Source organism: Brevibacterium aurantiacum (genome assembly GCF_003932995.1).
Classification (GTDB): Bacteria; Actinomycetota; Actinomycetes; order Actinomycetales; family Brevibacteriaceae; genus Brevibacterium; species Brevibacterium aurantiacum.
In genome coordinates, this window is record NZ_CP025333.1 from 3669400 (window position 1) to 3684010 (window position 14611).

At 61.3% G+C, this 14611-nt stretch carries 15 protein-coding genes; 10 read left to right on the forward strand and 5 right to left on the reverse strand.

All coding sequences use genetic code 11. From position 1 onward, the window contains the following. Positions 1 to 86 precede the first annotated feature (86 nt). From CXR25_RS16920 to CXR25_RS16935, 4 genes are all read right to left on the reverse strand, one after another. The gene (locus tag CXR25_RS16920; protein ID WP_069601005.1) at positions 87 to 1070 is read right to left on the reverse strand and encodes a hypothetical protein; all 984 of its coding nucleotides are present in this window, start codon (positions 1068 to 1070) and stop codon (positions 87 to 89) included. 1 nt (position 1071) lies between these two features. Then, a complete protein-coding gene (locus CXR25_RS16925) occupies positions 1072 to 1716 on the reverse strand; it encodes a response regulator transcription factor (RefSeq protein WP_009881760.1) in 645 nt (214 codons plus the stop codon). Then, positions 1704 to 3755, reverse strand: a complete 2052-nt coding sequence (locus tag CXR25_RS16930; protein WP_083248867.1) for a sensor histidine kinase — start codon at positions 3753 to 3755, stop codon at positions 1704 to 1706. The genes CXR25_RS16925 and CXR25_RS16930 overlap by 13 nt, the downstream gene beginning before the upstream one ends. 212 nt (positions 3756 to 3967) lie before the next feature. Next, positions 3968 to 5245, reverse strand: a complete 1278-nt coding sequence (locus tag CXR25_RS16935; RefSeq protein ID WP_069601006.1) for a trans-sulfuration enzyme family protein — start codon at positions 5243 to 5245, stop codon at positions 3968 to 3970. A 217-nt stretch (positions 5246 to 5462) separates the two neighbouring features. Between CXR25_RS16935 and CXR25_RS16940 the strand changes: the two genes are divergently transcribed. Both CXR25_RS16940 and CXR25_RS16945 read left to right on the forward strand, forming a co-directional pair. After that, complete coding sequence (locus tag CXR25_RS16940; protein ID WP_164513996.1) at positions 5463 to 5915, forward strand: ArsR/SmtB family transcription factor; 453 nt, start codon at positions 5463 to 5465, stop codon at positions 5913 to 5915. Then, a complete protein-coding gene (locus CXR25_RS16945; RefSeq protein ID WP_236850529.1) occupies positions 5912 to 6340 on the forward strand; it encodes an SRPBCC domain-containing protein in 429 nt (142 codons plus the stop codon). Before CXR25_RS16940 ends, CXR25_RS16945 begins: the two co-directional genes overlap by 4 nt. Positions 6341 to 6370: 30 nt before the next feature. Here CXR25_RS16945 and CXR25_RS16950 read toward each other — a convergent pair whose 3' ends face one another. Next, entirely contained in the window at positions 6371 to 7903 is a 1533-nt protein-coding gene (locus CXR25_RS16950; RefSeq protein WP_069601008.1) for an acyltransferase family protein, read from the reverse strand. A 333-nt stretch (positions 7904 to 8236) separates the two neighbouring features. Between CXR25_RS16950 and CXR25_RS16955 the strand changes: the two genes are divergently transcribed. The 8 genes from CXR25_RS16955 to CXR25_RS16985 all read left to right on the forward strand — a co-directional run bounded on the left by CXR25_RS16955 (position 8237) and on the right by CXR25_RS16985 (position 14508). Continuing rightward, positions 8237 to 9268: an NAD(P)H-dependent flavin oxidoreductase gene (locus CXR25_RS16955; RefSeq protein WP_069601009.1), complete on the forward strand. Its 1032-nt coding sequence runs from the start codon at positions 8237 to 8239 to the stop codon at positions 9266 to 9268. 1025 nt (positions 9269 to 10293) lie between these two features. Further along, the gene (locus CXR25_RS16960) at positions 10294 to 10632 is read left to right on the forward strand and encodes a hypothetical protein (RefSeq protein ID WP_069601011.1); all 339 of its coding nucleotides are present in this window, start codon (positions 10294 to 10296) and stop codon (positions 10630 to 10632) included. A gap of 243 nt (positions 10633 to 10875) precedes the next feature. Beyond that, the gene (locus tag CXR25_RS16965) at positions 10876 to 11541 is read left to right on the forward strand and encodes a sporulation delaying protein family toxin (protein WP_069601012.1); all 666 of its coding nucleotides are present in this window, start codon (positions 10876 to 10878) and stop codon (positions 11539 to 11541) included. A 77-nt stretch (positions 11542 to 11618) separates the two neighbouring features. Beyond that, the gene (locus CXR25_RS19415) at positions 11619 to 11864 is read left to right on the forward strand and encodes a hypothetical protein (RefSeq protein ID WP_420836565.1); all 246 of its coding nucleotides are present in this window, start codon (positions 11619 to 11621) and stop codon (positions 11862 to 11864) included. 8 nt (positions 11865 to 11872) lie between these two features. Continuing rightward, a complete protein-coding gene (locus tag CXR25_RS16970; RefSeq protein WP_009881631.1) occupies positions 11873 to 12964 on the forward strand; it encodes an IS630 family transposase in 1092 nt (363 codons plus the stop codon). Beyond that, the gene (locus tag CXR25_RS19420) at positions 12889 to 13260 is read left to right on the forward strand and encodes an SdpA family antimicrobial peptide system protein (protein ID WP_164513997.1); all 372 of its coding nucleotides are present in this window, start codon (positions 12889 to 12891) and stop codon (positions 13258 to 13260) included. The genes CXR25_RS16970 and CXR25_RS19420 overlap by 76 nt, the downstream gene beginning before the upstream one ends. A 41-nt stretch (positions 13261 to 13301) precedes the next feature. After that, positions 13302 to 14219 carry a sporulation-delaying protein SdpB family protein gene (locus CXR25_RS16980; RefSeq protein ID WP_226824289.1) on the forward strand — a complete coding sequence of 306 codons (918 nt, stop codon included), beginning with the start codon at positions 13302 to 13304 and terminating at the stop codon, positions 14217 to 14219. After that, positions 14191 to 14508, forward strand: coding sequence for a hypothetical protein (locus tag CXR25_RS16985; RefSeq protein ID WP_069601014.1), 318 nt, complete (start codon positions 14191 to 14193; stop codon positions 14506 to 14508). The genes CXR25_RS16980 and CXR25_RS16985 overlap by 29 nt, the downstream gene beginning before the upstream one ends. Positions 14509 to 14611 lie beyond the last annotated feature (103 nt).

The window sequence follows — 14611 nt, forward strand, 5'->3', positions numbered from 1 at the left end:
GACTGTCGAGTCACAGGGTCAGCGGAACGCTGACCGAATGGCGGTGCCCGCCGGCGGTTGCGCCGACGGGCACCGTATGGACCAGTCTAGTTCTGCTCGATGGTGATCGTACCCATGTCGGTGCTCGCCGAGACGGGGATGATCGTTTTGCCCTCGGCATCCTTCGAGGACCGTGCAGCGTCGTACTTTTTGACGTCCTTGGCCAGATCCACGCTCCCCTCATTCGAGTTCGCGTTGATGCGGTAGAACAGATCCTTGGCGTCAGCGGCACTGCCATCGTCATCCTTGGAAGCGGCGGCCTCGGCGGCCATCCTCTCCTGGGCCAGGTCCAAGCGCGGCAGGCGGATGTCGATCGTGCCTTCGTCGGCCTTGGCAACGATGCCGGACATCGGCACCATGTCGTTGGTGAAATCGAGATCGATCGTTCCCGTCGAGGTCACGGCGTCGACGTGATCGCGAACGTTGAGATTGGAACCGTTGAGTGTGCCCACACCGGTCTTGGATTCGATGGTGTCGAAGGTCCCGCTCAAGTCAGTCATTCCGTAGTCGGTCGATGTCTGCAGACGCTCGGCCGAGCCGCTGACATCGACTGCGCCGCCGTCTGTCTTCGCGACGATCTCCTGGTAGTCACCCACGACGTCGATGGCACCGTAGCCGCCGTTGAAGTCGAGTTTCATCTCCTTCGAGGTCTTCGCAGGAAGGGTGACTTCGATCTGGGCGTTCTCGAGGTTTCGCTGATCGTCTACGGACACCGTCGACGAGTCCTCGGCCTCTCTCACCTGCAGCGTCGGTGCTTCGTCGCGGGGCCCGGTAGCGGTGAGCCGGACGGTCGGCTCATCGGTCTCGGTGGTCTTGACGGTCACTGATGCGGTGGTATCGAGGAGGAACTTCAGATCCGTGACTGAGGTCGACAGCGGCTTCGTGACATCGAGCTTCGCGTAGTTCAGACGAGAGGCTCCGTGCGCGACGCTGAAGGCGATCGGGACGAGGAGGACGACGAGCGCGGCGATCGTGATGATCACTCGCATGCTCGCGCGGGTGGATTCGCTGACGTGGACTGTGGCAGGCATTCTATGCTCCGAGGAATGTGAGGACGGCGAGGATGCGTCGGTTGTCAGAGGTGTCGGCGGTGAGGCCGAACTTGGTGAAGACCGAACTGATGTGCTTCTCAACTGCTCCCGCACTGAGGTAGAGGGTGCGGGCGATCGCGGCGTTGGATTTGCCTTCGGCCATGAGCTGGAGGACTTCGAGTTCGCGCGGGCTCAGCGTGGACAGCCCATCCTTCTTGCGTGTGCGCACGAGGATCTGCGAGACGACTTCGGGGTCTAAGACAGTGCCGCCGGAGGCGACCTCGTCGACGGCTGCGAGGAAGTCCTCGACATCGGCGACTCGGTCTTTGAGCAGGTATCCGAAGCCACCGGTGTTCTCAGCGATGAGTTCGGATGCGTACTGCTCCTCCACGTACTGGCTGAACACGAGCACCTTGACGTCGGGGTTCTGCTTGCGGATGAGGACTGCGGCGCGGATGCCCTCGTCGGTGAACGTCGGCGGCATGCGCACGTCGATGATGGCGAGGTCCGGCGGCGTGTTGTGGACTGTGGCGAGGAGCTCGTTGGCATCGGGGACGGCGGCGATCACTTCATGCCCGGCATCAACCAGAAGCCTCTCGAGTCCGGCTCGCAAGATGGCAGAGTCTTCGGCAATTACGATGCGCATGGCACCTCCACAACGACAGTAGTTGGCCCACCTGCAGGGCTGGTCAGGTTCAGTGTCCCACGAGCGGCTTCGACGCGATCGACCAAACCGGCGATCCCGGTGTGACGGCCCGAACGGTCGATGCGCGCTCCGCCCTGACCGTTGTCGGTGACGACGATCTGGACTCCCGCCTCGATGGGGGCGATGAAGACCCGAGCATGTGTCGCACCCGAGTGCTTGGCGATGTTCGTCAGGCACTCTGCGACGACGAAGTAGGCCACGGCTTCGGCCTCACGATCGATGCGCCCGGCGAGTCGAACGTCGACCTCGACGGGAATCGTCGAGCGTCCGGCCAATGCGGAGACGGCCGCGTCGAGGCCGCGGTCTGTGAGCACAGCAGGGTGGATTCCACGTGCCAGTTGGCGGAGTTCGTTGACGATGCCCTTCGCCTCGGCGTGGGCTTCGGAGACGAGCTCTTTGGCGCGCTCTGGATCTTTGTCGATCTTCGACTTCGCCATGCCCAGCGTCATGCTCAGGGCGACGAGTCGTGGCTGGGCTCCGTCGTGGAGGTCGCGTTCGATGCGCAGTCGCTCCGCACCCGCAGCTTCGATCCCGGCCATGCGGGCCCGGTCGAGATCGGTAACCTCGGCCTGCAGGGCAGCGGTGCGTGCCGGTGGCAGGAGGCTGCGGTCGAGTGCCCTGTCGAGGTACGGGGCGAACCACAGGATCGCCAGTGAGCTGGCGAGGACGATGAGAGAGCCGATGGCGATGCCGGTGCGCCCCAGCCCACCGGTGGTTCCACGGAAGAAGAAGTCGGTGATGCCCTCAGGATTGATGGCGCTGAAGATGCCGATGATTGCACCGCAGATGCCGGCGATGGTGCCGCCGACGATGATCGCGCCGAGCAGCATCTTCACGTAGTGGTGGGCAGTCGAGCGCCAGAAGGATCCCGACTTCACGTGCAGCCATCGATTGTGGAAGAAGCGGCCGAAGGCAGATTCTCGGGTGCTGCGTTCGACCTTCGGGACCGGGATCCGGTCGCCATAGATCAGTTCGGCCCGGTAACGTTCGAACACGTTCGCGCCCTGTTGGACGACGACCCAGGCGACGAGTGCGAGCACACCGAGGCCGAGTGCGAAGATTCCGCCGAAGCCGGTGAACAGCAGGCCAAGCGGGATCCAGGCCCAGACCACAGCCATCACGGCGGAGAGCACGAGGTTCGCGACGCCGACGATCCCGACTCGCTTCTGCGGCCATTCGATCGGACCGTCGGCGGGAATCTCGGTGCCTTCCTCACGCGTCAGCGGCATCGCCCCCGTCGCAGGTGCGTACGTGACGTTCTCCGACTTCGGCTTCTTCCGCCGAGGTGGCTGCATCGGCTGCATCGGCATCTGGCCGTTGGGAGCGGGCACGGGCGCAGGGAGCTGATTGGGGTGTTGGCCCTGCTGTGGGCTTTGCTGCTGGGCGGAGTAGGTGCGCGGCTGGTAGCCGGGCTGCTGGAGAGCGCCCTGCTGCTGGAGATTGCCAGGTCCAGAGGAGTGGGTGCCCTGGGACGGGTACGCCTGAGTGGGGTGCTGTGAGGGTGTTTGCTGCGAGAACCCCTGCGGGAAGTTCGCATTCATCACGCGGGTCTGGGGATAGGCCTGTGTGTACTGCTGCGTTGGGTGGTTAGTCGCCGGCGATTCCTGGTCGTGAGCCGAACCGTGCTGTTGAGCCGACCCGTACTGCTGAGCCGACCCGTACTGCTGAGCGGCACCGCGGCTGAAGGGAACCTCCATATCCATAGGAGCCGTCCGAAACTGTCCGGCCTCCGTCGCCAACGGTGTGTCTGCGGACTCGTCGACTGCGCCGTTGCCCGAAGGCTCGGAGCGGTCTGCAGACTCCTCGGCCTCGGGGGTCTTTGCAGCCGCGGGAGTCTCTGCGGTCGGGGGCGCGTTGACGATCGCCTCGGCGCCGATGGGCCTGTCCGATTCTGGCGTTTCTTCTGGTGCCTGGGACTCCAGGGAATCGGCGCTCTGCGGCTCCGATTCGCGTGGGTTCGTGGGGGTGTTCTCACTCATAGCAATAACGCTACGGGAGTCGACAAGCTGCCAACAGCACGTTGACCACCTAGCCTGCGTCGGGTTTTCCCCACGCCCCGTGACCACGCACACACGCGCCACGCACCGCCACCTGCGATTTGCACCGTCCCACCACGCACCGCCAGCGGTGAATCCCACCCACAGCTCCACGCACCACCGCTGGCACTGCGCGTGGCACTGCGAGTATCAATTCATACCGTTGCTACAGGGTGTTGAAGAGTTGACGGTGAGGGGTCCGCAATTGGAACCTCCGCACCCAGTGCCTCCGCGTCGGAGCTCACGCCGTCCGGAGTCTGCACCGTCGAAGCGAGCGCCGCGTCGAGGTCGGCGAGGATGTCGGCGATGTCTTCGATGCCCAGGGACAGGCGGATGAATGTCGGCGAGACGCTGAGTTCGCAGTCTGCGACGGCCAGGTGGGTCATGGTCGCAGGATGGTCAATCAGTGACTCAACACCACCGAGCGATTCGGCCAGAGTGATGAGCTTCGTGCTCTTCACCAGCGACAGAGCTCTTGCCTCGGTGTCGGTGCGGAATGAGACCACTCCCCCGAAGCCGCTCATCTGCTTCTTCGCGACCTCATGACCCGGGTGAGATGGCAGACCTGGGTAATACACCTCAGCGATCTCAGGACGGCTCTCCAACCACTGCGCCACGGCCTGCGCGTTCTCACAGTGCTTAGCCATCCGCACCGGCAGGGTTTTGATGCCGCGGCGAGTCAGCCATGCATCGAAGGGGGCGATGCCCAACCCGACGGATGCGAGGTAGGACTCGAGACGTTCGACAACCTCGGCGGCACGGGGACAGGTCGAACCGTCACCGGCGAGAACGGCACCGCCGATGACATCGGAGTGGCCGTTGATGAACTTCGTCGTCGAGTGGATGACGACATCGGCGCCGAGCTCGATGGGGCGCTGCAGAATCGGGGTGGCGAAGGTGGAGTCGACGGCCAGGATGGCGTTTGCGGCGTGGGCGAGCTTGGCAGTCTCGGCGATGTCGACGATGTCGAGCCCGGGATTGCTCGGAGTCTCGACCCACACGATCGCGGTCTTGGCCGAGATCGCGGCCGCCAGCGCCTCGGTGTCGGTGAGATCGACGGTGCGGATGCTGATGCCCCAGCGCTCGTATTCATTCTTCAGCAGCCGGTACGTGCCGCCGTAGATGTCGCGCGGGATGATGATCTCATCGCCGGGACCCAGCAGTGCCGAGAAGACCGCGACCTCGGCGGAAGTCCCCGAGTTCACCGCCGCTGCGAAGGAGGCGTTCTCCAGTTCGCACAGCACGTCTTCGAGGTCGCTGCGGTTCGGGGTGCCGGTGCGCGCGTAGTCGAAGCCGGCGCGGGTCTGGCCCGGGGTGTCCATCATGAAGGTCGAGGTCTGGAAGATAGGGGCAACAACCGAACCGGTATGCGATTCGGGGTTGGCCCCCGAATGCACAGAGCGGGTCGAGATTCCGTTCTGGGTGATACTCATGGCGGGACCTTCCTTCACTGATGGCACTTCGACTTCGCTGCCGAAGTTCCACCAGTGTGTACGTACTGGCACGAGTGCTGCCGTCGTCTGTGACCTCGGATGTCACCAGCCGTCATGTGACGGTCTTCCGGCGTCACTTTCCGTCACGAAAGAGTCTGAGCAGGAAATTTCTCGATCCGTGGGTCTTTTCGCTCCGAGTCATGTAATACTTAGCCTCATGGCTAAGTATTCGGATCAGCTTGATGCGATGTTCACCGCTCTTGCCGATCCCACACGACGTGCAGTGGTCCACCGTTTGGGCCACGGATCGGCGAGTGTCGGAGAACTGGCAGAGCCCCTGCCGATCTCACTCCCGTCGTTCATGAAGCATGTGCGCACCTTGGAGTCGTGTGGGCTGATCCGAACTCAGAAGACAGGCCGGGTGCGCACCTGCGTACTCAACCGCGATCGACTGACACTGCTCAATGATTGGCTGGCCGAGCAGAGACTCATCTGGGAGGCCAGCACGGATCGCCTCGAGCGGTTCGTCACCGCCACAGACGACGAGATCGCACACAGCGCTGCCGCTGACACCAACGGCAGCAATCACAGTAGGGAAGAATCATCACCGCAAATCTCGCTCGCACCCGACATTTCGACTCCGCTCTCGACCTCACAATCCAGAGAGTGATCCGAGCGCCAAAGGAATCCATCTGGTCTGCTTGGACGGATCCTGACAAACTGGCGCAATGGTGGATACCAGCGCCGCTGACTCTTCGCGTCGACGCCCTTGAACTCCGCCCGGGTGGGGCCTTCTCCACCATGATGAGCGAGGACGGGGAGACCTTCACTCCGCACGTGGACGCCGTCTTCCTCCTCGTTGAGGACAACAGCCGTCTGGTGTTCACCAACGCGGTCAACAGTACGTGGCACCCTGTCTCTCCCGACCCTGTCTCCATGACCACCGAGATCATCTTGGGCGACCACCCCGACGGCACTGACTATCAGGCCGTCGTCCGCCATGGCAGCCCCGAGCAGCGTGCCCGTCACGAGGAGCTCGGCTTCTTCGACGGCTGGGGCACCGTCACCGAGCAGCTGGCGCAGTCAGTGGAATGAGGCGAGCGGGGCGGCGGCCCCGATCGCTCCTCAGCCGAAACTGACAATCGCTTTGCCACGATCCGCCGCCGGCATCTCCGTCGCTGCAGCCCTCTCGGACCCCGGCGCCTTCATGGTGGCGGCCAGCACCAGTGAAATCAGGAGCGCCGAAACGGAGACGAGCGTCCAGATCAGTGGAGCGATTCCCACGAGGAGTGCGATCGCGATGCCGCCCATGGCCAGAGTGACCGCCGTGAGGGCCCGAGACACAGGACTCGACAGACGCTGACCCACTCGAGCCTCGAAAGTCGAGAAGCTCGCCCGCACACCCCTCGCCGCTGCGCGCCCGAACTTGGCCAACCTATCCTCACCGGGGAACGGGATCTTCGACATGGCCATTGCCAAAAGCGCGGCCAGTCCCATCACCGTGATCAGCCATGACAGCCTGGTCAGCCACCACCAATTCGATTCGATCTCAGGGAGTACGATCCCGGCTGCCGACAGCCCATCTCCTGCCGGCACCCCGGACAGCAGCTGAGCTGCGTAGCCCAGAGCTCCGATAAGGGTGATGACGATCGGCATGTGCCACAGGTAGACCTGGATGCCGTAGGTGTTGCCCCAGGAGATGACACGCTCCCAGATGCGGGCACGGTACTCGTATCCGACCGCAGTCCGATCCGAACCACCGGACACGATTTCGTTCAGACGCGCATGGCTCAGCCGCAGGATGCACATCTGCGCAACACCGAGCAGCACCAAGGCACCGGTGGGCGGGTTGAGGTTGATGAGCATGTTCGGGCTGTAGACCCCAAGACCGACAAGCACCCCGAGGCTCACCAGGGACAGCACCATCACGGTCCAAGCAGACCAGGCCCGCACGGGACGATGAATGGCGTCGGCGTAGAAGAAGCCGCACTGCTGGATCAGCGGCCATACGAACAGGAAGTTGAGATAGCCCAGTCCGGTCACTCCCGTGAATGCGACCAAGCCGTCCACAGCGACCACCGCGCCGGCAAGCGCTGCGATCGTCCGCCTCGGCGCCCTTTCGTGGAAGTGCACCGCCAGGGGAACCAGCGATGTCAGCCCGACGTAGACGGCGAGGAACCACAGCGGTTGCCCGATGCGAGTGCTCGCCTCGGCGAGCAGGCCGGCGGGCACCCCCAATTCAGAGGCCAGGGACAGTCCGACACCGGCAACGCCGATGAGCACTGCGACCGGAATGACGAGGCGGCGCAGGCGGGCATGAATATAGTCGGCCCAGGTGCCACCGGTGGCTTGAGTGCGTCGCCAACCGTTGATGGCGGCGTATCCGCCGATGAAGAAGAACAACGGCATGATCTGGAAGAACCACGAGGCGATTGTGAAGCCGGTGGTGTGCAGCAGCGCCACCGTGGGAACAACGTCACCGTCTGCTCCGAGCACGGCTGAACTCATCATCGAATGCAGGATCACCACGACGACGAGGCAGCCGAACCGGATGAGGTCGATCGCCCGGTCCCGGTGCGGTCGACGAGTGGTGTCGCCGTGCGGGGCGGAAAGGTGGTTCGCCCCGGCCTCGGGCGGCCTGCTGAGGGTGAGTGACATGTCGGCTCCTTGTCGGATTGAGCTCCGCTGATTGCACAGAGTGCTGAGCTCGTCGTTCGATACATCCGAACCTATGGGCGCGATCACCGCCGGCACATCACCTCTGAGTTCCGACCTGAGTCCGCCCAAGCACTACTTTCGGATGAGACGGGACTCCACCGACTGGATACCCTCACCCATCCAGCCCAGAGAGCCGCGGCCCAGCGAAAACAGTGCCGCAAACCTTCCCGGTGCAAACACCGCGGCCCATCGTGAGTGCAAGAATGGCCACGAAAGCATCACCCGAACAGAAATCCACCCCGTCCAGGACATCCGAGCAAGGAGCACGAAACGATGACGACGATCGCCTTCGAGAAGACAGCCCTGCCCATCATCGGCGCGCCGATGGCCGGCGGCACCACGACCCCGGATCTCACCGCTGCTGTTGCGCGAGCCGGCGGCTTCCCGTTCGTGGCCGGCGGCTACCTCACCGCCGAGGCGTTGGCCCCACTCATCGATCGCATGCGGGAGACGACCGAGAACTTCGGCGTCAACCTCTTCGCTCCGAATCCCGTTCCCATCGACCGCGCGGCCTTCGACGCCTTCGCCTCCGCCCTCGAACCCGTGGCTGCCGAACGCGGGCTGACTCTCAATCCCGAACCGGTCGATGACGATGACCATTATGCGCAGAAGGTCGACTACCTTCTCGCCCATCCCGTGCCCTTGGTCTCGATGACGTTCAACATCCCCACCGCCGAGGTGGTGGCTCGTCTCCATGACGTCGGCACCCAGGTCGCGGCGACCGTGACGACTCCCGCCGAGGCCCGCACCGGTGCCGAACGCGGCGTCGATGCCCTCATCGTTCAGGGCCCGCGGGCGGGCGGGCATTCGGGGACGGCCGATCCGACCCGGTCGATCGAGGACCGCGCCACGAGCGACGTTGTCAGAGATGTCCTCGCCGAGGTGGACCTCCCTATCGCGGCCGGTGGCGGAGTCGACGGGGTTGAGATGGTCGAGGCTCTCCTGCAGGCAGGGGCGAGCACCGTGGTCGTGGGCACTCTCCTGCTGCGCACCGATGAAGCAGGGACTGCCGAGACCCACCGCGCGGCTCTGGCGTCCGATGACTTCACTGAGACACAGCTGACCAGGGCATTCACCGGACGCCCTGCCCGCACGCTCGTCAATGACTTCGTGCGGACGTTCGACTCGATCGCCGTCAACGCCTACCCGGCGGTTCATCATCTGACGAAGTCATTCCGCGCTCAGGCGAAGAAGGACGGCGATCCCCAGGGCCTGCACCTGTGGGCCGGCACGGGCTATCGCGGCGCACGTGAGGCCTCGGCACAGACGATCGTCAAGGAGCTCGGCGCTCAGTTCGCCCGCTGAGTCCGTGTCGGTTCCGAGCGGCGGATTCCCGAGCCTCGAGTCCGGTCAAGATCGAGCCGCCCAAGGAGCCGATCGCCCCGGACGCATTACGGAGTGCGGCTGACTGTTGCGGAGTCGAAGGTCTGCTTCTGGAAGCTGGCCACAGTCTGCCAAACCCCGGTTGTGATTGCCTACCGGCGCACTTCGCCGATTGGGGCGCGGCTTCGCACGGAAGAATACTGCGAGGATCTGCGCGCCCTGGTCTGGCGGGGCAACGAGGATGCCCGGGTTGTGCTGGATGCTCTAGAGCGGTTGGACGTCAGCGAGGAGGACGCCGTTGTCCAACTGGACGAGGTGGCAGTGGAGCTGGAGTTCTTTGTTCGTCAGCGGAGGATGTCGAGGAAGGTGAGTGCGATTGAGGGGGGCGAAGCGGTTAGTGGATTCGCTTCTGCCGACCACATGAACATTGCAAACGTTTGCACCCGTCACTTTGTCATCGCGTGGCGGGTGCTTTCGTGTTCATCCCGGCACTATGGGGACAGACCCATTCCCGATACGGCTACAGGAGGACCACCGGTAGCCACACATACTGAAAGACGCATGCCTCGCGCTTCAAGCCGCCCCTGTTGATACTGCCCCTGACCAATGTTCGCTCCTCGGCCGATGGGCTCGGGGTGCCAGTGGGCGGGTGATGCGCATTTGCTCCGCACAACCGGATGCCAATGATTGGGTGCAGGTGGCGCATCCGGGCATGCCGACACAAACAGGTTTCGTCGGCGGATACATGCATGTGGATTACCTTGAGCTTCTGCCGACCTATGATTCGCACACCATGTAGTGGTTTGCGTACGTGAGACCTTCTTAAGTGTCAGACACTCTAACGGTTGTTGATGTCTCATTGAATGTTGGACACTATGACACGGTTGAGCAAGCCCGGCCAGCATCGACGGTAGGCGGAGACCCATTCGTCTATATCAAAGGAGATCAACATCACTAAAGGCCAAGGCTACGACTTCCGCTACAGCTCGGAAACCGACACGGCGCCGATGCTGAAAGCGCTGGCCGCTGTCCCTGGCATGCCCGACTACGACGGCGCCGACCTCGTGGAATTCGTCAACGAGATCCTTCCGCAGCACCCGGATGCGTTCGACATCCTGGATGTCACCCTGGAAGGTGGTTACACCACTGGCGAGCTCGAGCTGGCCATCTTCGCACCGGACACTCGCGTCAGCTATGACGACTTCCCGGATGCGTACGAATTGCAGGAAGCTGAGGAGGCCAGTGTTGGGCTCCCCCGCGGCTTGGCGCTGTTCAGCGACCAGATAGCCAATCTTGGCTACACCATCGGTGGTCCGCAGCTAAGCGACTACGAAACCATCGGGTAGGCCGAAGTCGACCCTACACATGAACCCCAGGCGTTAATACGTCTGGGATTTTATCATGCGCCACTCGGGCAAGAGGCAAGAAGCGAGAGTCTTTGTCACAAACTGTCATGCTGCGGATCACCGAAAAAGTCCATTGAAAAATAAACCGTACTTGCTGTAAGACTGCGTTGACGATTTGCTCAGAGTCCCATAAGGTCAACAGTTGAACTAGCAACCCCGTTTGATGTTTAAACAACTAGGAGCATGATGTTCAAGAAGTCACTATGCGCTGGAATACTTGCGTTGAGCCTTGCATCGTCATCAGCAGCGCCCGCGTCCGCGGTCGATGTTGAGTACCCGAGTCCGCAGTCAGGCCAGGAGTCAGCAAAGCTTGCTGAAAATTACACGCACGAAGAAATTCTGCAATTCCTGTTTGAAGGAACCGGCAAGGTAGCAAAAGAAAACCCTGAATTGCTTGAGCGGTTCAACTTTAATAAGGACCGCCCGATGGCGGACAAGGAAGTCCTTGGCAAGGTGATTGACGAATACCTTGACTACCACCCCGATTTTGAAGGCAAAGTTGTTAGCCCTTTGACGTCGGGCGACCCGAAGCAGGTTGAGGCTGCATTGACCAACCTGACGGATACCTACTTCGATTTCCTAGAGGACGAATACGGGGTGGAGTCGGTGCCCATAAAAGTGTCCCCACAAAAGGGATGTGGGCCTGGCGGCAAAGTTTGCGTCGTCGCCTACGCGGTAGGTTTTGTCAACGTTGCTGTTTACGCCAATGCCGCTGCTGCAACGATGGCGGTCATCGGGCTCTACGTCGTCCCTTCGGCCGTGTCTTACCTGATGGCACCGGACTCGGCAGATGGAGAACTCGTGAAAACTGAGTTCGTTGCTGACCTGACCCGTGCGCTTGCCGTATGAGTCGGAAGTGGTCAATTGCCGGGGCAGCAAGCGTGCGTTCGCTGGTGACGCTAGCCCTCCTCGGATTAGCGATACTGATGCTCCTCGTATCGGTATTCTTTTCGCTGCCTAGCAATGTGCTGTCCGATAGAGGCAAAGTCAATGCGGCCAGAGTGTTTAGTGTTGATCTTGCGCCGCAGGGTTGGGGGTTCTTCACAAAGCCGCCATCAGACTCGGATCTGTTCTACTACGACGGCAACCTGCAGTCCGTGATGGAGACCCCACAAGGACGGGCGGATAACCTGCTAGTGTCCTGCGCCGTAAATTCGTGTAAGAAGTTGTAGAATGGAGTATGCCTCGCACCGGTCGTCCGAAAGCCGAACTGATCCTCACCGATGAAGAACACCAGACGTTGACTCGCTGGTCCCGTCGGCGCAAGTCCTCACAAGCCCTTGCTCTGCGCTCACGAATCATCCTCGGCTGCGGGCAGGAACGATCAAACAAGGAAGTCGCCACCAGCCTCGGCTGCACGCCCGCGACTGTGGCCAAATGGCGGAACCGATTCATTGCCGACCGACTCGATGGTCTCGTCGACGAACCACGCCCAGGTAGACCCGCCACGATCACGGCCGAGCAGGTCGAGGACGTCATCACCTCAACCCTGGAACAAACACCGAAAAACGCCACCCACTGGTCACGGGCGCAGATGGCCGAACGCAGCGGACTATCGAAATCGACGATCGGACGGATCTGGAAGGCCTTCGAGCTCAAACCCCACCGCGCCGATGGGTTCAAACTCTCCAACGACCCTCTCTTCGTGGAAAAGGTCTACGACATCGTCGGCCTTTACCTCAATCCACCCGAGTCCGCTGTCGTGCTCAGCGTCGATGAGAAGTCCCAGGTCCAAGCGCTGTCTCGGTCCCAGCCGGCGTTTCCGATGATGCCGGGCATGCCGGAGAAACGTACCCACGATTACGCCCGCCACGGCACGACGAGTCTCTTCGCAGCGCTGAATGTCGCCGATGGAACCGTGATCGCCTCGACACACCGCAAGCACCGCGCGATCGAGTTCAAAAAGTTCTTAACCAAGATCGACAAACACGTTCCAGACCACCTCGACATCCACGTCGTGTGTGACAACTACGGCACGCACAAACACCCGTTGGTGCGGAACTGGCTGGGCAAGCATGAGCGGTTCCATATTCATTTCACGCCCACGTATTCGTCGTGGATCAACCAGGTCGAGAGGCTCTTCGCTGAAGTCACCCGCGAACTCCTCCAGCGCAGTGACCACCGAAGCGTGCAAGCCCTGGAGAAAGACCTTCGCGAGTGGGTTAAGGCGTGGAACGAGGACCCGCAGCCATTCGTGTGGACGAAAACCGCGGAAGAGATACTGGAATCTCTCTCACGACTAATGCAACGAACTACCGGCGCAGGACACTAGGCCTAAGCCGGACACAAAGAGCTCAGGGCCCCGAGGGCGGCGCGCTGCTGACTCCCCTCGCGGAAGAGGACTGGTTCAAGTGCGAAACGGGTGAAGATCTAGAAGAGTGCTATGAATCCCTCAAAGCATCCACGACCGAGCCCATTCGAGCCGACAACACGTTTAAACACCCGACGCTGTGCGGGAAAGTAGTCATCGCCCAGGCAGAGCCGGTCCCCTGGTCCTACCGGGACCTGTATGAACAGACGCACATCCCGGAAGGAATGATTGAAATGCAGGTGACATGCGAAAACTAGTTCATGGACTCACTCTGCCGATCGAACGGTCCTTGGCCTGCATGCCGTCGGGTTCGAGGAAGATCGCGGTTGCGCGGTCCCTTATCGCCTTAGCCCAGCTGTCAGTTCTGTTGCTAACTGAGTGGGATGCACTCTTCGTGTCGTCATCGGACAAAGATTTCGGCCCATCTTGTGACGGCGTCGCCCGTATTGGCGCGTACTGCATGATGTACTCGTGGGGTGGGCTCACGGTACCCACGCTCGTGGTTATTGCCAGCCTGCTGCTCGTCCTCTCTGGCTACTTCCCCCGTTACACAGGGCTACTCCACGCATGGGTGACGTTGTCCTTTGCGCCAGCGATCAGTCTCGCCGATGGCGGAGAATCAATCTCACAGGTCCTCGTCCTGCTGCTTGCGCTCGTTTTGCTATCGGATGGCCGGAAGAACCATTGGATGCCTGATGAGGTGGGTGGTTCAAAACTCCTGCCTCTGAGCTGGGTAGCTGCTCATTTAATACGCTTTCAGATCGCATGGCTTTATCTGAATTCTGCGATAGAGAAGACCGCTGTTCCAGAATGGCGTGACGGATCCGCTGTTTATTTCATTACGCTAGATCCCATGTTTGGCACCGCCCCGCCATTCGGGCCGCTGTTTGATTTCGCTGTCGATATTCCTTTCCTGTCGCTAATGATGACGTGGGGAACGATAGCTGTTGAAATGTCGATTGCGTTCTTCCTGGTTGGGCCGCGCCGGAGCCGACGTTTCGGTGTTTGGCTGTCAGTTTGTTTGCATATTCTTATTATCGCAATGATCGGGCTATGGTCGTTTGCATTCATTATGATTGGAGCTGTGATCGCTGCCTCGGGACCGACCGTTGTGTTGAAAGAATTGCGTCCGAAGATGGCTGGATTTCGTAGTCAGGTTAGTTTTCTAGAAGAACATGAGGTAAGCGATGACCACGGTGTTGCGCGTACGCATTAAGACGAATTGGGTCAACGGTTGGTTTCTGAGACTGTTCACCAAGCCTGTGGTGCTGGTCGACCGTGTTGAATACCCCGGCCAGTGGTCGAAAGTTACGGAAATTGAAACGATCGACGAGAGCTCCACGCGAGTAGCAGTCGGATTTCGCTACTTCGGCCGCGGAAGCGTGCTCGGAACCTCGGAATCAGTGCTGACGCACAACACAGATGCCGGAACGGACTCGGTTGATATGGTCTTCAAAAACGGACCCTTGAACCACCAGCCGTTTCGGCTAGTGAAGCGCACGTGAGTGGTGGCGCTGCGCTCCTGCTAGTCCGCTAGAGGAACTGGGACACTCTTCACAGGCACATACCCAATAGAAAAGACCCCGAGCACATCACACGCTCGGGGTC